Genomic DNA, 22,372 nt, shown 5'->3' on the forward strand with positions numbered 1-22,372 from the left:
GTGTTTCTTGTCTATATTTTTTCGAATCTGAATACCGTACAACATGACAACGCAACACCCAGCAGTAAGCCGGGAACAGGATGGGGATCCTGCCTCGGTGAAAATCGCGCTTTGGCCATGACGAAAAAAGCGCCAGACAACAAAAACAAAGAGGTTTTCAATGACAACTGCTTTACAACAACCGTCGCTCTCCAGCCAATGCATGGCCGAGTTTCTGGGTACTGCACTGCTGATCTTTTTTGGCACCGGTTGTGTTGCCGCGCTCAAGGTCGCGGGTGCCAGCTTTGGCTTGTGGGAAATCAGCATCATCTGGGGCGTCGGCGTCAGCATGGCGATCTACTTGACCGCCGGGGTTTCCGGGGCTCACCTCAACCCTGCCGTCAGCATCGCGCTGAGCATTTTCGCCGACTTCGAAAAACGCAAACTGCCTTTCTACATTCTTGCCCAGGTGGCTGGCGCGTTCTGCGGCGCGTTGTTGGTTTACACGCTGTACAGCAATCTTTTCTTCGATTACGAACAAACTCACCATATGGTTCGTGGCACTCAAGCCAGCCTCGAACTGGCGTCAGTGTTCTCCACCTTCCCCAACCCGGCCTTGTCCACCGCCCAGGCCTTCCTGGTTGAAGTGATCATCACCGCCGTCCTGATGGGCGTGATCATGTCCCTGACCGACGACAACAACGGTCTGCCCAACGGGCCAATGGCGCCACTGCTGATCGGCCTGCTAATTGCGGTGATTGGCAGCTCGATGGGGCCGCTGACCGGTTTTGCGATGAACCCGGCGCGTGATTTCGGACCGAAGCTGATGACTTTCTTCGCGGGCTGGGGTGAAATTTCCTTCACCGGCGGGCGTGATATCCCGTACTTCCTGATTCCTGTTTTTGCACCGATTGTCGGTGCCTGCCTCGGCGCTGCCGCTTATCGCGGGCTGATTGCCCGTCATCTGCCCAGCGCCACACCTGCTACAAAGGAAGCAACACCGGCCATTGACGGCAAACCAAGAACTTCTTGATACCGTAGGCGCGTGATCCCGCCCCGTGGTCCGCGCCTGACCTCACTCCCTTTTTTCGTCCAAGGCAATCGACATGACCGACACTCAGAATAAGAACTACATCATTGCCCTCGATCAGGGTACGACCAGTTCCCGCGCGATCATTTTCGACCGCGACGCGAATGTGGTTTGCACCGCCCAGCGCGAATTCGCCCAGCATTACCCACAAGCCGGTTGGGTCGAACACGACCCGATGGAAATCTTCGCCACCCAAAGCGCCGTGATGGTAGAGGCCCTGGCGCAAGCCGGCCTGCATCACGATCAGGTCGCGGCCATCGGCATCACCAACCAGCGTGAAACCACCGTGGTCTGGGACAAGACCACCGGCCGCCCGATCTACAACGCGATCGTCTGGCAGTGCCGCCGCAGCACCGAGATCTGCCAGCAGCTGAAACGTGACGGCCACGAGCAATACATCAGCGACACCACCGGCCTGGTCACCGACCCGTACTTCTCCGGCACCAAACTCAAGTGGATCCTCGACAACGTCGAAGGCAGCCGTGAACGTGCGCGCAAAGGCGAGCTGCTGTTCGGCACCGTCGACAGCTGGCTGATCTGGAAATTTACCGGCGGCAAGGTGCACGTCACCGACTACACCAACGCCTCGCGCACCATGCTCTTCAACATCCACACCTTGCAGTGGGACGCGAAGATGCTGGAGGTGCTGGATATTCCGCGCGAAATGCTGCCCGAAGTTAAGTCCTCGTCGGAAATCTACGGCCACACCAAAAGCGGCATCGCCATCGGCGGTATCGCCGGCGACCAGCAGGCCGCCCTCTTCGGCCAGATGTGCGTCGAGCCAGGCCAGGCGAAAAACACCTACGGCACCGGCTGCTTCCTGCTGATGAACACCGGCGACAAAGCCGTGAAATCCAAGCACGGCATGTTGACCACCATCGCCTGCGGCCCGCGTGGCGAAGTGGCCTACGCACTCGAAGGCGCGGTGTTCAACGGCGGCTCCACCGTTCAATGGCTGCGTGACGAATTGAAGATCATCAATGACGCCCACGACACCGAATACTTCGCCAACAAGGTCAAGGACAGCAACGGCGTGTACCTGGTACCGGCGTTCACCGGCCTGGGCGCACCTTACTGGGACCCGTATGCCCGTGGCGCACTGTTCGGCCTGACCCGCGGCGTACGCGTGGATCACATCATTCGCGCAGCGCTGGAGTCGATTGCCTACCAGACCCGCGACGTGCTCGACGCCATGCAACAGGATTCCGGCGAACGCCTGAAAGCCCTGCGCGTGGATGGCGGTGCGGTGGCGAACAATTTCCTGATGCAGTTCCAGGCCGACATCCTCGGCACTCAGGTCGAGCGTCCGCAAATGCGCGAAACCACCGCATTGGGCGCCGCTTACCTTGCCGGTCTGGCGTGTGGCTTCTGGGGCAGCCTGGAAGAGTTGCGCGGCAAGGCCGTTATCGAACGCGAGTTCGAACCGACGCTGGACGAAACCGCGAAGGAAAAACTCTACGCCGGCTGGAAAAAAGCGGTCAGCCGCACTCGTGATTGGGAACCTCATGAAGGCGCTGAATAAGCCAACGTAAGTACTCGTATCTGTATGTAACTGGTAGGGAGCAGATTCCTGCGGCATCATGGGCAAATTTTGCACGGCAGCCCAAAGGAAGCCCCATGAATCTGCCTCCCCGTCAGCAGCAAATCCTCGAACTGGTCCGCGAACGCGGCTATGTCAGCATCGAGGAAATGGCCACGCTGTTCGTCGTTACACCGCAGACCATCCGCCGCGACATCAATCAGCTCGCGGAAGCCAATTTGTTGCGTCGCTATCATGGCGGCGCGGCCTACGATTCCAGTGTCGAAAACACCGCCTATGCCATGCGCGCCGACCAGATGCGCGATGAAAAGCAGCGTATCGGCGAAGCCATTGCTGCACAGATCCCCGATCACGCCTCGCTGTTCATCAACATCGGTACGACCACCGAATCGATTGCCCGGGCGTTGCTCAACCACAACCACCTGAAGATCATCACCAACAACCTGCACGTGGCTTCGATGCTCAGCGCCAAGGACGACTTCGACGTTCTGCTGACTGGCGGCAATGTGCGGCGTGATGGCGGTGTGGTCGGTCAGGCGAGTGTCGACTTCATTAATCAGTTCAAGGTCGATTTTGCGTTGGTCGGCATCAGCGGTATCGATGAAGACGGCAGCCTGCTGGACTTCGATTATCAGGAAGTGCGGGTGTCGCAAGCGATCATCGCCAACGCGCGGCAGGTGATTCTGGCGGCGGACTCCAGCAAATTCGGGCGCAACGCCATGATTCGCCTGGGGCCGATCAGTCTGATCGATTGCCTGGTGACTGATCAGCAGCCGGTGCCGGCGCTGGCGCAGTTGTTGAGTCAGCACAAGATTCGACTCGAAGTGGTTTAACTCCCCTCAAAAAATCAAGCTCCCTTGTGGCGAGGGAGCTTGCTCCCGCCGGCCGATCCGCGCCCGGGCGCAGCAGACGCAGACTAACAATGTGTTCTTACTGAAAAACCGCGCCCTCCGTTTTAGGGCTGCTTCGCAGCCCAGCGGGAGCAAGCTCCCTCGCCACAAAAGCCTTCGCCAGCATCATTAATGTTCGTAAATTTTCCTTTACCCGCCCTTCGATCAGTATTTTCAATCGAAGTTGACTGGCTGTGCGCGGCTTTATGGGCTACCATTTTCGCAAATGAACATTAATGTTCGAAATCAAATACAGAAAATCAAAAGAGCCCGAGGCCAGCCGATGCCCACTTCTACCTTGCCTACGCCCCCTCTCGCTGAGATCTACGACATTGCCGTCATCGGTGGCGGGATCAATGGCGTGGGGATCGCAGCGGATGCCGCCGGCCGCGGTCTCTCGGTGTTCCTTTGTGAAAAGGATGATCTGGCCAGCCATACCTCGTCCGCCAGCAGCAAGCTGATCCACGGCGGCCTGCGCTACCTCGAACATTACGAATTCCGCCTGGTGCGCGAGGCCCTTGCTGAGCGCGAAGTGCTGTTGGCCAAGGCGCCGCACATCGTCAAGCAAATGCGTTTCGTGCTGCCACACCGTCCGCACCTGCGTCCGGCGTGGATGATCCGCGCCGGTTTGTTCCTTTATGACAACCTGGGCAAACGGGAAAAACTGGAAGGTTCGAAAAGCCTGAAGTTCGGCCCGGACAGCCCGCTGAAAAGCGAAATCACCAAAGGCTTCGAATATTCCGATTGCTGGGTCGACGATGCTCGCCTGGTGGTACTGAATGCCATGGCCGCCCGCGAAAAAGGCGCCCACGTTCACACCCAGACCCGTTGCGTCAGCGCTCGTCGCACCAAAGGCCTGTGGCACCTGCACCTGGAACGCGCCGACGGCAGCCTGTTTTCGATTCGCGCCAAGGCACTGGTGAACGCGGCGGGCCCGTGGGTCGCCAAGTTCATTCGTGACGACCTGAAGATGGAATCGCCCTACGGCATCCGCCTCATCCAGGGCAGCCACCTGATCGTGCCAAAGCTGTACGAAGGCGAACACGCGCATATTCTGCAAAACGAAGATCAGCGCATCGTGTTCACCATCCCGTACCTGAACCACTTCACCCTGATCGGCACCACCGACCGCGAATACACCGGCGATCCGGCGAAGGTTGCGATCACCGAAGGTGAAACCGATTACCTGTTGAAAGTGGTCAACGCTCACTTCAAAAAGCAGATCAGCCGCGACGATATCCTGCACAGCTATTCCGGTGTTCGTCCGCTGTGCAACGACGAATCCGACAATCCGTCGGCCGTCACCCGCGACTACACCCTGGCCTTGTCGGGCACTGGTGAGGAAGCGCCATTGCTGTCGGTATTCGGTGGCAAGCTGACCACCTACCGCAAACTGGCCGAGTCGGCGCTGGCACAACTGGCGCCGTACTTCACGCACATCAAGCCGAGCTGGACCGCCACGGCGACCCTGCCGGGCGGCGAAGACATGACCACCCCGCAGGCGTTGAGCTCACGGATTCGTGACCAGTTCGACTGGGTGCCGACTGAAATCGCCCGCCGCTGGGCCACGACCTACGGCAGCCGTACCTGGCGCATGCTCGAAGGCGTGCAGAACCTCAGCGATCTGGGTGAACACATTGGCGGCGGTCTCTACACCCGCGAAGTCGATTACCTGTGCAGCGAAGAGTGGGCGACCACGGCGCATGACATTCTGTGGCGCCGCAGCAAGCTCGGCTTGTTCACCACTGAGGCCGAGCAGCAGAAACTCGCGGATTACCTGAGCAAGGTCGAGCAGAACCGCAGCAAGATCGAAGCGGCCTGATCGGGAATCCGGTCAAACGATAGCCCCTGAGTCGTGAGATTCAGGGGCTTTTTCCATTCCGAATACACCTCAATCTCCTGTGGGAGCCGGGCTTGCCCGCGATGACGCCAGCACAGCCACTATCAATGTTGACTGACATTTCGCCATCGCGGGCAAGCCCGGCTCCCACAGGGTTATATGCAAGCCAGTACATTCGGTTTTCCGAACGCGACCTGTGGGGCTATTCGGTTAACCGGATGATCCCGCCTGAAAAAACCCACCATAAATATTTAATACCCTTATAAATCAACAACTTGACACACATCGCCTGGCCTGGCACGAGTCATGCTCTACACTCTTGGACGAATGCTTGTTGCGCGGACCTTCAGAAGCCGACAGCCATTCGAAGCACAAAAGGGCCGATGAACTGGCTCCATAAAAAAAACAATGTCGAGGAAAATTTGATGCGCATCGTTCCCCATATCCTGGGCGCAGCCATTGCTGCCGCTCTGATTACCACTCCAGTTTTCGCTGCCGAACTCACCGGCACACTGAAGAAGATCAAAGAGTCCGGTGTCATCACCCTCGGGCATCGTGACGCTTCCATTCCGTTTTCCTACATCGCGGACGCTTCCGGCAAACCGGTTGGCTACTCCCACGATATCCAGCTGAAAATCGTTGAAGCGATCAAGAAAGACCTGGACCTGCCTAACCTTCAGGTCAAATACAACCTGGTGACCTCGCAAACCCGTATCCCGCTTGTGCAAAACGGCACCGTGGATCTCGAGTGCGGTTCCACCACCAACAACGTCGAGCGTCAGCAGCAAGTTGACTTCTCCGTCGGCATCTTCGAAATCGGTACTCGCCTGCTGTCCAAGAAAGGCTCGGCATACAAGGATTTCGACGACCTGAAAGGCAAAAACGTCGTAACCACCGCCGGCACCACCTCCGAGCGCCTCCTCAAGTCGATGAACGCCGACAAGCAGATGGGCATGAACGTCATCTCCGCCAAGGACCACGGCGAATCCTTCCAGATGCTGGAATCGGGTCGTGCCGTCGCGTTCATGATGGACGACGCACTGCTGGCCGGTGAAGCGGCCAAGGCCAAGAAGGCTGATGACTGGGCCGTCACCGGCACTCCACAGTCCTACGAAATCTACGGCTGCATGGTCCGCAAGGGCGACGAGCCGTTCAAGAAGGCTGTAGACGACGCCATTGTGGCGACCTACAAGTCGGGCGAGATCAACAAGATCTACGACAAATGGTTCATGCAACCAATCCCGCCAAAAAACCTGAACCTGAACTTCCCGATGAGCGACGAGCTCAAGGCCCTGATCGCCAATCCGACCGATAAAGCGGCTGACGACAAGAAATCCTGATTTCTGACTAACCTTACCTCCTGAGAGGGCCATCGCCCTTTCAGGAGGTTGTCACTCCCTGCTGGCATTTTTGGAAACACTCGAACCGGTGGCTGTCGAGCCGATCGTGTGTGCCTGACTTTTCAAGGTCGGGGCGGGAACGGAGCTTCCCCAGGCGGGCACTTGTACATCGATCGATCTGAGGGGAGACCCTAATGAATTACAACTGGGACTGGGGCGTGTTCTTCAAGTCCACCGGCGTGGGCAGCGAGATCTATCTCGACTGGTACCTCACCGGTTTGGGCTGGACCATCGCCATCGCCATCGTGGCCTGGATTATCGCCCTGACGCTGGGCTCGATCCTGGGCGTCATGCGCACCGTACCGAATCGCATCGTGTCGGGCATCGCGACCTGCTACGTCGAACTGTTTCGTAACGTGCCACTGCTGGTGCAGCTGTTTATCTGGTACTTCCTGGTGCCCGATCTGCTGCCGCAAAACCTGCAGGACTGGTACAAGCAGGACCTGAACCCGACCACCTCAGCGTTCCTTAGCGTTGTTGTTTGCCTGGGCCTGTTCACCACGGCTCGCGTTTGCGAACAGGTGCGCACCGGCATTCAGGCGTTGCCGCGCGGTCAGGAATCCGCCGCTCGCGCCATGGGCTTCAAGCTGCCACAGATCTACTGGAATGTGCTGCTGCCCCAGGCTTACCGGATCATCATTCCGCCGCTCACCTCGGAATTCTTGAACGTGTTCAAGAACACCTCCGTCGCCTCGCTGATCGGCCTGATGGAGTTGCTCGCACAGACCAAACAGACCGCCGAGTTTTCCGCGAACCTGTTCGAAGCTTTCACCCTGGCAACGCTGATTTACTTCACCCTGAACATGAGCCTGATGCTGCTCATGCGCCTGGTCGAGAAGAAAGTGGCCGTACCGGGCCTGATCTCCGTAGGGGGTAAATGATGGAATTCGACTTCTCGGGCATCATCCCGTCCCTGCCGGGCCTGTGGAACGGCATGGTCATGACCCTGCAACTGATGGCGCTGGGCGTCGTCGGCGGGATCATCCTCGGCACGATCCTGGCGCTGATGCGCCTGTCACACAGCAAGCTGCTGTCGAACATCGCCGGCGCCTACGTTAACTACTTCCGTTCGATTCCATTGCTGCTGGTCATTACCTGGTTCTACCTGGCGGTGCCGTTCGTGCTGCGCTGGATCACTGGAGAAGACACGCCGATCGGCGCGTTCGCTTCATGCATCGTGGCCTTCATGATGTTCGAAGCGGCGTACTTCTGCGAAATCGTCCGCGCCGGCGTTCAGTCCATTCCCAAGGGTCAGATGGGCGCTGCCCAGGCCCTGGGCATGAATTACGGCCAGATGATGCGTTTGATCATCCTGCCGCAAGCGTTTCGCAAGATGACCCCGCTGCTGCTGCAACAGAGCATCATCCTGTTCCAGGACACCTCGCTGGTCTACGCGGTCGGTCTGGTGGACTTCCTCAACGCCTCGCGTGCCAGTGGCGACATCATCGGTCGCTCCAATGAGTTCCTGATCTTCGCAGGTCTCGTGTACTTCACAATCAGCTTTGCCGCCTCGCTGCTGGTCAAGCGTCTGCAAAAAAGGTTTGCCGTATGATCTCTATCAAGAATGTCAACAAGTGGTATGGCGACTTCCAGGTACTGACTGACTGCAGCACCGAGGTCAAAAAAGGCGAAGTGATTGTGGTGTGCGGGCCGTCCGGCTCCGGCAAATCCACCCTGATCAAGTGCGTCAACGCCCTGGAACCGTTCCAGAAAGGCGACGTGGTGGTCGATGGCACGTCCATCGCCGACCCGAAGACCAACCTGCCGAAACTGCGTTCGCGCGTCGGCATGGTGTTCCAGCATTTCGAACTGTTCCCGCACCTGACCATCACCGAAAACCTGACCATCGCGCAGATCAAGGTGTTGGGCCGCAGCAAGGAAGAAGCCACCAAGAAAGGCCTGCAACTGCTGGAGCGCGTCGGTCTTTCGGCGCATGCCCACAAGCATCCGGGCCAGCTCTCCGGTGGTCAGCAACAGCGTGTGGCGATTGCCCGTGCGCTGGCGATGGACCCGATCGTCATGCTGTTCGACGAACCGACCTCGGCGCTGGACCCTGAGATGGTCAACGAAGTGCTCGACGTGATGGTGCAACTGGCCCACGAAGGCATGACCATGATGTGCGTAACCCACGAAATGGGCTTCGCCCGTAAAGTGGCGGATCGGGTGATCTTCATGGACCAGGGCAAAATCATCGAAGACTGCCAGAAAGAGGAATTCTTCGGCGACATCAGCCACCGCGCCGAACGTACACAGCACTTCCTCGCCAAGATTCTGCAGCACTAAAACGGTACTGCTCTCTCAGGAGGGCAGGTTTGCTCTTGTGGCGAGGGAGCTTGCTCCCGCTGGGTCGCGCAGCGGCCCAAAAACCTGCAAATGCATGTATCTGACACACCGCATTTGCCGGTTTTACGACTGCTTCGCAGTCGAGCGGGAGCAAGCTCCCTCGCCACAGGTTTCGCGTTCGACTGGAAACCAGAGCAAGCCCGTTGCCAAGCTGGTTGACCCAAGGCATCTGTGATGAAATGCGACCCCACTCTCTATCGCGCTGCGCCGCCATCACTCGCCGTGAAACCCCGTCTGATCCGCCATCTGTTCCTGCCGCCGCTGGTCATCGCCCTGATGATCGGATTGGGTTTTGCCGGCTTCTGGATCAGCGAACACTACGGCATCCGCAGCCTCAGCGAGAACGGCCAGCGTCAGCTCGAACTGCACGCCCGCGCCGTCGAGAGCGAGATCAGCAAATACACCTACCTGCCCAGCCTGCTGGAACTCGAATCCAGTGTGTCGAAGCTGTTGGCCGACCCTTCGCCGGAATACCGGCAAACGGTCAATGAATACCTCGAAGGCCTGAACCGGCGCAGCCGCAGTCGGGCCATCTACGTAATGGACACTACCGGCCGCGTCATGGCCACCAGCAACTGGCGCGACGTCGACAGTTACCTCGGTGAAGACCTGTCCTTCCGCGCCTACTTCCAGAACGCCGTTCGCGGCCAGCCGGGGCGCTTTTATGGCATCGGCAGCACCAACGGCGAACCCGGTTATTACCTGGCCCATGGCCTGGAAGAACACGGCAAGATCATCGGCGTCGCCGTGGTCAAGGTCCGCCTCGAAGCCCTCGAAGAACGCTGGCAACGGGCGCGCCTCGAAGCCTTTGTCAGCGATGAAAACGGCATCATCATTCTGTCCAGCGATCCCGCACGACGGCTCAAATCAGTGGTTCCGTTGAGTGACGAAACCAAAGAAAAACTCGCCCGCAGCCTTCAGTACTACTGGTTCCCGCTGAACGAACTGCAACCGCTGGCCCGGGAAAAACTGGCCGAAGGCGAGGAAAAACTGACCTTCCCGGCCAACAGCGAAGTGGAGTCCGACCAAGAGGACATCAGCTACCTCTCGCAAACCCGCCCCTTGAGCGACACGCCGTGGAATTTCACCCTGCTCACGCCGTTGCAGGATTTGCGCCGCGAAGCAATCAATCAGGGGATTCTGGTCGCCGTGGCGTTTGCCCTCGTGGCGTTCCTGCTGATCGCCTGGAACGAGCGCCGCAAGGTGATCGCCACCCGCCTCGCCGCCCGGGAAGCCTTGCAGCAAGCCAACAATCAACTGGAGCGTCGGATTACCGAACGCACCACCGACCTGCGCGCCAGCAACGAACGGCTCAAGGGCCAGATCCGCGAACGACGGCATGCTGAAGAGACGCTGCGCCGTGCTCAGGATGAACTGGTGCAGGCCGGCAAACTCGCGGCCATCGGCCAGATGTCCACCAGCATCGCCCACGAATTGAACCAGCCACTGGCCGCGCTGCGCACCTTGTCCGGCAACACAGTGCGCTTTCTGGAGCGTGGTCAGCTGGACGTGGCCAGCACCAACCTCAAGACCATCAACGAACTGATCGACCGCATGGGCCGGATCACCGCCAGCCTGCGTTCCTTCGCCCGACGTGGCGACGACAAGGGTCAAGCCTGCCTCGGCAAAGCGGTCGACGCCGCGTTGCAACTGCTCGGCGGGCGAGTCGAAAGTGTCCCGCTGCAATTGCATCGTGAATTCGCTGATGTACAGGTGCAGATCGACCAGACCCGCCTGGAGCAGATTCTGGTCAACCTGATCGGCAATGCCCTGGATGCCATGCAGGCACAACCCTTGCCGGAGTTGTGGCTCGAAGGCGAAGCGTTCGATGGCAAGTATCGCCTGCGCGTACGCGACAACGGCCACGGCATCGACGCCGAAGCGCGCAAGCATCTGTTCGAACCGTTCTTCACCACCAAACCAGGCGAGCAGGGTCTGGGCCTCGGCCTGACCTTGTCTGCAAGCCTCGCCGCCGCGACGGGCGGACATTTGGGTGTCGAGCACCCGGCCAGCGGTGGTACCACCTTCGTCCTCAGTTTACCGTTGGTAAGCCCTACTCCTGCCGAGCCAATATGAACAACGACCTTAGTGTGCTGATCGTCGAAGACGACCCCCATGTGCTGCTCGGCTGCCAACAGGCGCTGACCCTGGAAGACATTCCCTGCGTCGGCGTGGGCAGTGCCGAAGAAGCGCTGGAGCGGGTCGGTGATAACTTTGCCGGCATCGTTATCAGCGATATTCGCCTGCCGGGCATCGATGGCCTCGAACTCCTGACCCGGCTCAAGGCTCGCGATCGCAGCCTGCCGGTGGTGCTGATTACCGGCCACGGCGACATTTCCATGGCCGTCGGCGCGATGCAGAAAGGCGCCTATGACTTCATGGAGAAACCCTTCTCCCCCGAACGGCTGGTGGATGTCGCCCGTCGCGCGCTGGAACAACGCAGCCTGGCGCGGGAAGTCTCTTCGCTGCGCCGGCAACTGGCGGAACGGGATTCGCTGGAAGGCCGGATCATCGGCCGCTCGCCAGCGATGCAGAACCTGCGAGAACTGATAGCCAATGTCGCCGACACCTCAGCCAATGTGCTGATCGAAGGCGAGACCGGCACCGGTAAAGAACTGGTCGCGCGTTGCCTGCACGATTTCAGTCGGCGGCACAGCAAGCAGTTCGTTGCACTGAACTGTGGCGGCCTGCCAGAGAATCTGTTCGAAAGCGAAATCTTCGGCCACGAAGCCAACGCATTTACCGGGGCTGGTAAACGTCGGATCGGCAAGATCGAACACGCCGACGGCGGTACGCTGTTCCTCGACGAAGTGGAAAGCATGCCGCTGCCGTTGCAGATCAAACTGCTGCGGGTGTTGCAGGAGCGCACCCTCGAACGCCTCGGCTCGAACCAGAGTGTGGCGGTGGATTGCCGGGTGATCGCGGCGACCAAATCCGACCTCGACGAGTCGAGCAAGGCCGGCGAATTCCGCAGCGACCTGTATTACCGCCTGAACGTGGTGACCCTGGAACTGCCGCCGCTGCGCGAACGCCGCGAAGACATCCTGCAATTGTTCGAACACTTCCTGCAGCAGTCGTCATTGCGCTTCGACCGCGCGGTGCCGGAGCTGGACAACCAGACCCTGTCGAACCTGATGAGCCACGACTGGCCGGGCAACGTCCGTGAACTGCGCAACGTCGCCGAGCGTTTTGCCCTCGGTCTGCCGGCCTTCAAGAAATCCGGCGCCAGCGGCAGCAATCAGGGCCTGGCCTTCGCCGAAGCAGTGGAAGCCTTCGAACGCAACCTGCTCAGTGACGCCTTGCAACGCAGCGGCGGCAACCTGACCCAGGCCAGCCTGGAACTGGGCATGGCCAAAACCACGCTGTTCGACAAAGTGAAGAAGTACGGGCTGAGCCACTGATGGACCTGATGCTCAAGGCAACCCTGGGCGCGGCGGTGGTGGTGATCCTCGCTGCCCTGGCCAGGACCAAAAACTATTACATCGCCGGCCTGGTGCCGCTGTTTCCGACCTTTGCGCTGATTGCGCATTACATCGTCGGCAAGGGGCGTTCGCTGGATGATTTGAAGACCACCATCGTGTTTGGCATGTGGTCGATCATTCCGTACTTCATCTACCTGGTGACCTTGTATGTAATGGTGGACCGGATGCGGCTGGAAGCTTCACTCGCGGTGGCGGCGGTGGCGTGGTTGATGGCGGCGACGGTGTTGGTGACAGTTTGGGTGCGCTTTCACGGCTAACCACAATCCCCTAAGGCTGCCCCCATCCTTTGTGGCGAGGGAGCTTGCTCCCGCTCGGCTGCGCAGCAGCCGCAAAACCTGCTTGCGCGGTGTACCCGCAAAGAGGGGGACTCTGATTGGGGCTGCTTCGCCGCCCAGCGGGAGCAAGCTCCCTCGCCACAGAAGCATTCCTGAAAATCAACTCACCGTCCCGCCCTTCGCTTCGCTCATGATCTGCCGAATCGCCCCGACAAAGGTTTCCACCGGCTGTCCGCCACTGACCGCGTACTGCCCGTTGAAGACAACGGTCGGCACCGAACTGACGCCACGGGACAGCCACAGCTGTTCCTCCTCCCGCACCTCCTTGGCGAACTCGTCCGACGCAAGGATCGCCTCGGCCCGCTGCCGGTCCAGACCAACGCTTTGCGCGACCTGCGCCAACTGACCATGGTCGGAAGGATTGCCGCCGTCGGTGAAATACGCTTTGAACAGCGCCTCCTTCAGATTGAACTGCAACCCTTCCAGCCCCGCCCAGTACAACAAGCGGTGAGCATCGAAGGTGTTGTAGATGCGACTGTTACCGTCCGTGCGAAAGGTAAAGCCGACTTCGGCGCCGCGCGCGCGAATCATTTCGCGGTTCTTTTGCGATTGCTCCGGGGTTGAACCGTATTTCTCGGTGATGTGTTCGGTGATGTTCTGCCCTTCGGGGCTCATCTTCGGGTTCAGCTCGAACGGCTGGAAACGGATCTCTGCCTGGACTTCGTCACCCAGCAAATCCAGAGCGCGGGTCAGGCCATACAGGCCGACGACGCACCAGGGGCAGGACACGTCGCTGACGAAATCGATTTTCAGGGGAGCACTCATCACACACCTCGCTGGCTGAACACAGGCCGGAAAGGATGAACGATACACCTGTGGAAACGAGATTGTGTGAGTCCGCTGTGTATGTCTGCAAGAGACAGGTCGGCTGTCAGGCCGCCTTCGCGAGCAAGCTCTGCTCCTACAGAAAAACAAAGCAAATCGCGAACACCCACCACCCCCCACCACTCATCAGGCCGAGCGTTAGCTCGCCTGCAGCTCTTGATCTTGATCCACCCGCCCCTTCGGGAGGCTGAGTGGAGGTGTTCATCCGGGGAGTGGTGCGCAGCGCCGTTCGACGCAGTCGAACACGCTGCATGTAGGTCGTCGCGAAGCAGACCGGAGGGCAGTGTCCCCGGATGAATACCGGAGCGAAGGAACGCCGAGCCTTAGCGAGGGGCCGGACGCTCGGGGCGAGACCTTTTGGTTCCTTTTGGGGCGTTTGCCAAAAGGGACTCGCCGTAAGGGCGAAACCGCCAGCGGCCGTTACCGCAGGAATGGATATGGACTCGGTCAACAAACAGACAGGTCGGCTCGAAGGCCGCCTTCGGTGTTAAAGAAGATTGTGTTCAACCACAGGATCGATCTGCGCCCAATGCGAAGTGTCTTCGCGATGAGCCTGCAAATAAGGCAACACCGCCCCAAGCAACGGCGCTTTAAACGCCTCCTGAAAACGATGAGCCAACCCCGGAATCAGCTTCAACTGACTGCCACGGATATGCGCTGCCAAATGCACCCCATGCATCACCGGCAACAACGGATCGGCAGTGCCATGAACCACCAGCGTCGGCACTCGCAACTGGTTGAGCAACGCCACCCGACTCGGCTCGGCGAGGATCGCCATGATCTGGCGCTTCACGCCTTCCGGGTTGAACGCCCGGTCATAAGACAGCGCCGCCTGATGCAACAACACCTGCCGATCATCGCTCACCGTCGGGCTGCCCAGCGCCGCGAGCAAGTCAGCCTGCTGCTCCAGCGCCACTTCGCGGTTCGGTGCACCACGGCGCGAGAGCAACTGCACCAAGGCCTCATTGGGCGCCGGCAAACCTTCAGCGCCGGAACTGGTCATGATCAGCGTCAGGCTTTCAATCCGCTGCGGCGCCATGGCCGCCATGTGCTGGGCGATCATCCCGCCCATGCTGGCGCCCAGCACGTGGAATTGCTCGACGTGCAAGGCATCCATCAATCCAAGGGCATCGTCTGCCATATCCGTCAGCGAATAAGGTGCAGCCACGGGCAAACCGAGTTTGTAACGCAGCACTTCGAACGTAAGATTGGCGTCGACAGGCGCCTGTCGCCAGGTGGACAGGCCGACATCGCGATTGTCATATCGAATCACCCGAAAGCCCTGCTGACACAGCGCGACCACCACCTCGTCCGGCCAGTGAATCAACTGCCCGCCGAGGCCCATCACCAGCAGCAGTGCCGGATCCGAGGCACGGCCGATGCTCTGATACGCCAGGCTCACCTGCGCCAGATCGGCGTGTTCGGTCGGAACATTGACATCGCATCGAGAAGCCGCAAAGGACGGCAGGCCAAACAACAACGCGGCCAGGAAAACCGCTGTCGAAAAAAATCGTGCATACATGAAAAAACACCGAAACGCAGAACCCCAGTAGAGCGCGAGTCTGATGAAGTTTGATCAAGCGCGCTGCCACAGTTACGTGACAGTTTGATGAAGAGTGCTGAACGGTCGTCTCCGGGACCGCGTTATCGTTCATCGCGAGCAGGCTCGCTCCCACAGGATTGATGTCGATCACAGAATTTGTGCACGACACCGATTAAATGTGGGAGCGAGACCGGCTTGCCGGCGATGGCGTCATAACAAACGCTGAAGGATTAAGCCAACTGACTACGCAACTGCCGCGCCGCCGCCACCATGTTCACCAACGCCGCCTCCGTCTCCGGCCACGCCCGGGTCTTCAAACCGCAATCCGGGTTCACCCACAACCGTTCCGCCGGAATCCGCTGCACGGCCTTGCTCATCAACTTGACCATCTCCGCCGTGTCCGGCACCCGTGGCGAGTGAATGTCATACACACCCGGACCAATGTCGTTCGGGTAATCGAACGCTTCGAAGGCCTCCAGCAATTCCATGTCCGAACGCGAGGTTTCGATGGTGATCACGTCCGCATCCATCGCCGCGATGGCCTCGATCACATCGTTGAATTCGCTGTAGCACATGTGGGTGTGGATCTGGGTTTCGTCGCGCACACCGGAGGCGCTCAAGCGGAACGCTTCCACCGCCCAATCCAGATATTCCTTCCACTGTGCCCGACGCAGCGGCAAACCTTCACGGAACGCCGCTTCGTCGATCTGCACGATCTTGATACCGGCGTTTTCCAGGTCCACCACCTCGTCACGCAGGGCCAACGCCAACTGCTGCGCCTGGACTTTGCGCGAGACGTCTTCCCGCGGGAACGACCACATCAGCATGGTCACCGGACCGGTGAGCATGCCTTTCATGACCTTGTCGGTCAGGCTCTGCGCATAGGTGATCCAGTCGACGGTCATGGCGTTCGGACGGCTCAGGTCGCCGTAGATGATCGCCGGCTTCACGCAACGGGAACCGTAGCTCTGCACCCAGCCAAACCGGGTGAACAGGTATCCGTCCAGCTGCTCGGCGAAATACTCGACCATGTCGTTGCGTTCGGCTTCACCGTGCACCAGCACGTCCAGGCCCAGGCGTTCCTGGACTTGCACGGCGTGGCGGATTTCGCTGTGCATGGCGTCGGTGTAATCGTTGGCCGACAGCTTGCCTTGCTTGAACGCCTGACGCGCCAGACGGATCGAACCGGTCTGCGGAAACGAACCGATGGTGGTGGTCGGAAACGCCGACAACTTCAGCCGCGTACGTTGTTGTTCGATGCGTTTGGCAAACGGCGAGTGGCGCTGGCTGTCGGCTGCACCGATGGCGTTGATGCGGGCTTGCACTTCAGCTTTATGGATACGCGGAGACTCGGCACGGCTGGCCTGAATCGCACGGCTCTCGGCCAGTGCGGCTTGCACCTTGGGCGATTGCGGGTCGTTAAGCGCATCACGCAGCACAGCGATTTCGCCACACTTCTGCACAGCAAACGCCAGCCAGCTTTTCAGTTCCGGATCGAGCTTGTCTTCACGCTCCAGGTCCACCGGGCTGTGCAGTAGCGAGCAGGAACTGCTGACCCACAGGTTGTCGCCAAAGCGTTCCTGGGCGAATTGCAGTTGTGCGAGCACCGGCTCCAGTTCGCAACGCCAGACGTTGCGGCCGTTGACCAGGCCCACCGAGAGAATCTTGTAGGTCGGCAGACGATCGAGCACGTGGAGCAGTTGGTCCGGGGCGCGCACCGCATCGATGTGCAAACCTTGTACTGGCAAACCGACGGCCAGACCGAGGTTGTCTTGCAGGCCACTGAAGTAGGTCGCCACCAGCTTTTTCAGCGGCGAGTATTGAAGGATGTGGTAAGCGCGTTCGAACGCATTTTTCCATTCTTGCGGCAGGTCGAGGGTCAGGATCGGCTCGTCGATCTGCACCCATTCGACGCCTTGCGCGGCGAGGCGGCCGAGGATTTCGCCGTAGATCGGCAGCAGGCGTTCCAGCAGGTCGAGTTTGTCGAAGTCATTGCCTTTGGCCTTGCCCAGCCACAGGTAAGTCAGCGGGCCGATGATCACCGGTTTGACGTTGTGGCCGAGGGTCGTGGCTTCGTCGACTTCGTCGAACAGCTGTTCCCAGCTCAGTTTGAACTGCTGGTCAGCGCTGAATTCCGGGACCAGGTAGTGGTAGTTGGTATCGAACCACTTGGTCAATTCCTGTGCATATTGCGCCTTGGTGTGTTCGCCGCCGCAGCAGGCTGCAGTTGCCCCACGGGCCATGGCGAACAGCGTGTCCAGCGTCGGCAGGCCGTTGGCGTTCTTGGCGCTGTCGAAACGCTCCGGGATCACACCGAAGGTCAGGGAGTGGGTCAGCACCTGGTCGTACCAGGCGAAGTCGCCGACCGGCAACAGGTCGATGCCGGCGTCTTTCTGCACTTGCCAGTGGGTGGCGCGCAGTTGGCGACCGATGCTTTTCAGCGCGTCCTGATCAAGATCGCCCTTCCAGTAGGATTCGAGGGCTTTTTTCAATTCACGATCAGCGCCGATGCGCGGAAAACCAAGTGTGTGGGCCAGAGCCATGGTGAGTTCCTTCCTAGATTAGATGCCGTAAAACATGGCGCTATTGTCGACAGCCAACCCAACATGAGACAAACTCAACCTTTTCGTGTTGATCACAAGTTTTCCTCATGGAGCCCCCGGTGCTTGAAATCCGTCACCTGAAGACCCTGCACGCCTTGCGCGAAGCCGATAGCCTGGTCGATGCCGCCGACCGTCTGCACCTGACCCAATCGGCCCTGTCCCACCAGTTCAAGGAGCTGGAAGAGCGCATGGGTATGCCGTTGTTCGTGCGCAAGACCAAACCGGTGCGGTTCACCAGCGCCGGTTTGCGCCTGCTGCAACTGGCCGATGCCACCCTGCCGTTGCTGCGCGGTGCCGAGCGCGATATCGCGCGGCTGGCGGGTGGCACCGCGGGGCGTTTGCACATGGCAATCGAGTGCCACAGTTGCTTCCAGTGGCTGATGCCGACCATCGACCAGTTCCGCGATGCCTGGCCGGAAGTCGAACTGGACCTGGCCTCGGGCTTCTCTTTCGCGCCGCTGCCGGCCCTGGCCCGTGGCGATCTGGATCTGGTGGTGACCTCCGATCCGCTGGAAATCGCCGGCATCACCTATGTGCCGCTGTTCACTTATGAAGCGATGCTCGCCGTGGCCAATCAGCACCGTTTGGCGAGCAAGGCGTATATCGTGCCGGAAGATCTGCTTACGGAAACACTGATCACTTACCCGGTGGAGCGTGATCGGCTGGACATCTTCACCCGCTTCCTCGAACCGGCCGACATCGAACCGGCCCAGGTCCGCACCTCGGAACTGACGGTGATGATGATGCAACTGGTGGCCAGCGGCCGCGGCGTGTGCGGCATGCCGCATTGGGCACTGCATGAATACAGCTCACGGGGCTATGTGAAGGCCAAGCGGCTGGGTGAGAAAGGGTTGTTTGCGACGTTGTACGCGGGGATCCGCGCGGACATGCTGGATGCGCCGTATATGCGTGATTTTCTGCTGACGGCGAAGGACACGTCGTTTTCGACCCTGGATGGGGTCAGCGCGGTTCGCTGATGGACCGCTGAGTAAATACATTCCTTGTGGCGAGGGAGCTTGCTCCCGCTCGGCTGCGCAGCAGTCGTAAATCCAGCCTATGCGGTGTACCTGAGAGAATAAGGTTGCAGGTTTTGGGGCTGCTTCGCAGCCCAGCGGGAGCAAGCTCCCTCGCCACAAAAGCTGCCTTATGCCTCAAGTTCCTGGGGTGATCTCCCGCCACATGTGGATCTTGTCGAAGTAGTCCTCGCCTACTCGCAGCGCCATCGGCTCCAGGCCGAACTGGATGAAGCCGCATCGCTGGTAGAGGTTGAACGCCGCTTCGTTGCCGGCGGTGACTGTCAGCTGAATCAGCCTCAGGCCCTTGTGGGTTTGTGCCTCGGCCAATACCGCCTGCACCAGTTGATAACCGAGCCCGCGCTGACGAACCTTGCCGGACACATACATGCCAAACAGCGTCGCCTTGTGCCGGGCCTTTTCACGAGGTTCGAAGGCGAGGCCGACGATGCCCGCCAATTGCCCTTCCTCAAACGCGCCGAACAGCACATCCAGCTTGCTGGTCAGGCGCGACTCCCACCAGCTCAGCGGCATCGTGGCGCGCTCGCGCACGCTGGAGGTGAACGCCTGAGGATGCAAGTCGTAGGCTTCGAGCATCAACGCCCGATAGTCCAGAGCATGGCTGGCATCAAGTCGCTCAATCCACATGTTCACGTCGCCCTTCGTTGCTCAAGCATCAGCCGCACCGCCAGCGCCGACAGCACGAACCCCATGAAATAGCGTTGCACCGCCAGCCAGGTCGGGTTGTTGACGAACCAGGACGCGATGCCCGCCGCAAACACCGCGATCAACAGGTTGACGCAGAAACTGACGCTGATCTGGGTCAAACCGAGAACAACACTCTGGGTGAACACAGAGCCATGCTCAGGCGTGATGAACTGCGGAAACACCGACAGGTAAAACACGGCGATTTTCGGGTTCAGGGCACTGGTCAGAAAACCCATGGTGATCAGTTTGCGCGACGAGTCCGGCGGCAACTGCTGCGCCTCGAACGGCGACCGCGCCCCCGGCTTGACTGCCTGCCAGGCCAGCCATATCAGGTACAGCGCACCGGCCCACTTCAACACTTCATAGGCCATCGGCACCGCCAGGAACACCGCCGTCAGACCCGCCGCTGCGGCGAACAGGTGCACGAAGAATCCGGCGACCACACCGAGCAACGAGGTCACCCCGGCCCTGCGGCCCTGGCAGATCGAACGGGAGATCAGGTAGATCATATTCGGCCCCGGCGTCAGTACCATCAGCAACGCGGCAGCGGCGAAGATCAGCAAGTCTTGAAGCGGAATCATGGGCAATCCTTGGTCCGTGAATAATCAGGCGATCGCGGTCAGCGAGGCTCGATAAAACGGCAGGATCAAGTCCCGTGTCAATGGCGCCAGCGTGACATCACTGTCGGTCGCCGGGTCGATCCAGCGTACCTCTTCGATCTCCGCTGCCGGCGACACGTCTGAATCGATCGTCAGCTGAAAGAGTTCGGCCTGTACGATAAATCCCGGTTCATTGGCGGCCGGTGCCGAGAATTGCCCCAGATAGAGGGCGTGCGCCGGATCGATGACCAGACCCAGCTCTTCGTCCAGTTCACGTGCCAGCGCGCAGGCCGGTTGTTCATGGGCCTCGATCTTGCCGCCCGGTTGCATGAAGGCCTCGGTGCCGCGCTTGCGGACCAGCAGGGTACGACCGTCGGGACCGATCAACAGGGCGGCGGCGATGCGGATGAGGCGGGGTGAAGCGGCGGATGAAGGGGTCATGGATCAGAAATGGCCTTGGATGCAAAGGCGCTAGGATCACATGAGTATCGGCGCGTCGTCACGCCGAAAAACTTCTGCGAAACACAGCCCCTGTGGGAGCGAGCCTGCTCGCGATAGCGGTTTAACATTCAACATCTACATTGACTGAAACTCCGCCATCGCGAGCAGGCTCGCTCCCACAGGGATCAGTGCAAGGCTTGGGAAACGTGACCTGCTTCGAGAATCGCGCCATCGCCCTCTTCCGGCAACTTCACAAAAATGCTGTATTTCGCCCCCTCCATGGCTTCGAATGCGATCAGCTTCTCCACCAGCGGTCCGTTCAACACCTTGCCGGCATTGAGCAGCAGCATGCCGTTGTCGGCATTGAGGTTGTGCGCCAGGATCATCCCCGCCGCCAATTCCCGGGTGGTCATAACCTTGACCGTCGGATCGGCCAACGACACATCGCTCAGGTAGGCGGCACATACTCGAATGAAATCCTCCACCATCTCGGGGTCGTAGAGTTTTCCGGCGTAGCTGCGGATGTACACCAGCGCCTCATCACTGTTCATCTGCCGTTCCAGGATCAACCCGCGCTGCAACTCGATGAAATCCACCGCCAGTTTCAGCAACCGCGAACCGACGGGAATCGCCTCGCCCTTGAGTCGGTCGGGGAAACCGCTGCCGTCCCAACGCTCCTGATGGTGAAGAATCAGACGGGCGGCATCCTTCATCGGGTCGAGCGTCATCAACAGCGATTCGCTCTGTTTCGGGTAATTGCGATAACGCTCACGATCATTGTGATGCAACAGGTCCGCTGGGGCGGTCATCATGCTGTCGGTCCAGCTCAGCTTTCCGATGTTGTAGAGCGCGGCCGCCATGGTCAGGTCGCGACTGGTACCTTCATCCACGCCATGGAGCTTGCAGTACACCCGCACCAGCTCGATGATCTGGCGGTTGGTCTGTTTGGCCGGCGGCATGCGCAGGTTGGCCAGCAGCGAGAACATCTCGGTGCCGGTGACGTAGCTGTGCTTGAGCTCTTCGTAGGCCAGGTCGAGCATGTCGGCGGTCTGCTGCAGTTCAGCGGTGCGGGAGGCGACGCGTTTGTCCAGGGTGATGTTGAGCAGCTTCAATTCCTGGTTCTGATCCCACGTTTCCTGCACCAGGCGCAACCGTTCACGCTCGGAATGCTGATACGCGAGTGATTGTCGCAATATCAGCAGCATTTCCTCATCGTGCCAGGGCTTGCTGATGTAACGGTGGATCTGCCCGTCATTGATGGCTTTGATGATGGCTGACGGATCGGCATACCCGGTAAGCATGATCCGGACGGTATCGGGATAAAGCTTGTGGATGTGGGCCAGCAGCGTGGCACCGTCCATGTTGGGCATGCGCGCATCGCTCATCACCAGGTCGACCGGCTGTTGCGCCATGATTTCAAGGGCCTGGGCGCCGCTGGTGGCCAGCAGCACCTCGTAGGGCTGACCGCGTAACAGGCGACGCAGGCTGTTGAGGATGGGTTCCTCATCATCGACCAGCAGCACCTTGGGTTTATGGGTGGACTTCGTGGGGAGTTGCTCTTCCATGGCATTACCTCAGGCTAAAACGGTACAGCGTCATGTCGGGAACCGGGCAAACATCCCCTATTGCCGGATCCTGACCTACAGGCTAGATGATTTTCGACCTGTCACCGCAATGATTCGTTTCAGTCAGCTGCGCGAAGTCGCCTCCGGGCGACTATGCTCAGTTCACTCGGATCCAT

19 protein-coding genes are annotated in these 22,372 nt (G+C 59.7%); 12 read left to right on the forward strand and 7 right to left on the reverse strand.

Going from position 1 to position 22,372, the window contains the following annotated elements:
- Positions 1-160 precede the first annotated feature (160 nt).
- From KJF94_RS20820 to KJF94_RS20870, 11 genes are all read left to right on the forward strand, one after another.
- On the forward strand, positions 161-1,012 hold the full coding sequence (locus tag KJF94_RS20820) for an MIP/aquaporin family protein (RefSeq protein WP_214378402.1): 852 nt from the start codon (positions 161-163) through the stop codon (positions 1,010-1,012).
- Between the two features lie 73 nt (positions 1,013-1,085).
- Positions 1,086-2,591 (forward strand): glycerol kinase GlpK, encoded by a 1,506-nt coding sequence (glpK, locus tag KJF94_RS20825; RefSeq protein ID WP_214378404.1) that lies wholly within the window; start codon positions 1,086-1,088, stop codon positions 2,589-2,591.
- A gap of 95 nt (positions 2,592-2,686) precedes the next feature.
- Positions 2,687-3,442, forward strand: coding sequence for a DeoR/GlpR family transcriptional regulator (locus tag KJF94_RS20830; protein WP_007916700.1), 756 nt, complete (start codon positions 2,687-2,689; stop codon positions 3,440-3,442).
- 340 nt (positions 3,443-3,782) lie between these two features.
- Complete coding sequence (glpD, locus tag KJF94_RS20835; protein WP_214378406.1) at positions 3,783-5,321, forward strand: glycerol-3-phosphate dehydrogenase; 1,539 nt, start codon at positions 3,783-3,785, stop codon at positions 5,319-5,321.
- Between the two features lie 443 nt (positions 5,322-5,764).
- Entirely contained in the window at positions 5,765-6,679 is a 915-nt protein-coding gene (locus KJF94_RS20840) for a glutamate/aspartate ABC transporter substrate-binding protein (protein WP_214378408.1), read from the forward strand.
- Positions 6,680-6,873: 194 nt separating this feature from the next.
- Positions 6,874-7,620: an amino acid ABC transporter permease gene (locus KJF94_RS20845; RefSeq protein ID WP_214378410.1), complete on the forward strand. Its 747-nt coding sequence runs from the start codon at positions 6,874-6,876 to the stop codon at positions 7,618-7,620.
- Positions 7,620-8,291: an amino acid ABC transporter permease gene (locus tag KJF94_RS20850; RefSeq protein WP_214384920.1), complete on the forward strand. Its 672-nt coding sequence runs from the start codon at positions 7,620-7,622 to the stop codon at positions 8,289-8,291. Before KJF94_RS20845 ends, KJF94_RS20850 begins: the two co-directional genes overlap by 1 nt.
- Positions 8,288-9,022 (forward strand): amino acid ABC transporter ATP-binding protein, encoded by a 735-nt coding sequence (locus KJF94_RS20855; RefSeq protein ID WP_214378412.1) that lies wholly within the window; start codon positions 8,288-8,290, stop codon positions 9,020-9,022. The genes KJF94_RS20850 and KJF94_RS20855 overlap by 4 nt, the downstream gene beginning before the upstream one ends.
- 234 nt (positions 9,023-9,256) lie before the next feature.
- Complete coding sequence (aauS, locus tag KJF94_RS20860) at positions 9,257-11,158, forward strand: two-component sensor histidine kinase AauS (RefSeq protein ID WP_214378414.1); 1,902 nt, start codon at positions 9,257-9,259, stop codon at positions 11,156-11,158.
- Complete coding sequence (aauR, locus tag KJF94_RS20865; RefSeq protein ID WP_214378416.1) at positions 11,155-12,483, forward strand: two-component response regulator AauR; 1,329 nt, start codon at positions 11,155-11,157, stop codon at positions 12,481-12,483. The genes aauS and aauR overlap by 4 nt, the downstream gene beginning before the upstream one ends.
- Positions 12,484-12,491: 8 nt before the next feature.
- Entirely contained in the window at positions 12,492-12,821 is a 330-nt protein-coding gene (locus KJF94_RS20870) for a GlpM family protein (RefSeq protein WP_214384921.1), read from the forward strand.
- Positions 12,822-12,998: 177 nt separating this feature from the next.
- On the opposite strand, the gene KJF94_RS20875 is transcribed toward KJF94_RS20870, so the two are convergent.
- The 3 genes from KJF94_RS20875 to metE form a co-directional block, all read right to left on the reverse strand.
- Positions 12,999-13,664: a DsbA family oxidoreductase gene (locus tag KJF94_RS20875; RefSeq protein ID WP_214378418.1), complete on the reverse strand. Its 666-nt coding sequence runs from the start codon at positions 13,662-13,664 to the stop codon at positions 12,999-13,001.
- Positions 13,665-14,211: 547 nt separating this feature from the next.
- Complete coding sequence (locus tag KJF94_RS20880) at positions 14,212-15,246, reverse strand: alpha/beta fold hydrolase (protein ID WP_214378420.1); 1,035 nt, start codon at positions 15,244-15,246, stop codon at positions 14,212-14,214.
- A gap of 251 nt (positions 15,247-15,497) precedes the next feature.
- Positions 15,498-17,810 (reverse strand): 5-methyltetrahydropteroyltriglutamate--homocysteine S-methyltransferase, encoded by a 2,313-nt coding sequence (metE, locus tag KJF94_RS20885; RefSeq protein ID WP_214378422.1) that lies wholly within the window; start codon positions 17,808-17,810, stop codon positions 15,498-15,500.
- A 119-nt stretch (positions 17,811-17,929) separates the two neighbouring features.
- Between metE and metR the strand changes: the two genes are divergently transcribed.
- Positions 17,930-18,847, forward strand: coding sequence for a transcriptional regulator MetR (gene metR / locus KJF94_RS20890; RefSeq protein ID WP_084323017.1), 918 nt, complete (start codon positions 17,930-17,932; stop codon positions 18,845-18,847).
- 174 nt (positions 18,848-19,021) lie between these two features.
- On the opposite strand, the gene KJF94_RS20895 is transcribed toward metR, so the two are convergent.
- From KJF94_RS20895 to nosR, 4 genes are all read right to left on the reverse strand, one after another.
- Positions 19,022-19,531 carry a GNAT family N-acetyltransferase gene (locus tag KJF94_RS20895; protein WP_214384922.1) on the reverse strand — a complete coding sequence of 170 codons (510 nt, stop codon included), beginning with the start codon at positions 19,529-19,531 and terminating at the stop codon, positions 19,022-19,024.
- Positions 19,532-19,533: 2 nt separating this feature from the next.
- Complete coding sequence (locus KJF94_RS20900; RefSeq protein WP_214378423.1) at positions 19,534-20,172, reverse strand: LysE family translocator; 639 nt, start codon at positions 20,170-20,172, stop codon at positions 19,534-19,536.
- Positions 20,173-20,196: 24 nt separating this feature from the next.
- Positions 20,197-20,631 carry an NUDIX hydrolase gene (locus KJF94_RS20905; RefSeq protein ID WP_214378424.1) on the reverse strand — a complete coding sequence of 145 codons (435 nt, stop codon included), beginning with the start codon at positions 20,629-20,631 and terminating at the stop codon, positions 20,197-20,199.
- Between the two features lie 185 nt (positions 20,632-20,816).
- Positions 20,817-22,196 carry a response regulator c-di-GMP phosphodiesterase, NosR family gene (nosR, locus tag KJF94_RS20910; protein WP_214378425.1) on the reverse strand — a complete coding sequence of 460 codons (1,380 nt, stop codon included), beginning with the start codon at positions 22,194-22,196 and terminating at the stop codon, positions 20,817-20,819.
- Positions 22,197-22,372: the final 176 nt, after the last annotated feature.

Origin of the sequence: Pseudomonas hormoni, from assembly GCF_018502625.1 — a bacterium.
Lineage (GTDB): Bacteria > Pseudomonadota > Gammaproteobacteria > Pseudomonadales > Pseudomonadaceae > Aquipseudomonas > Aquipseudomonas hormoni.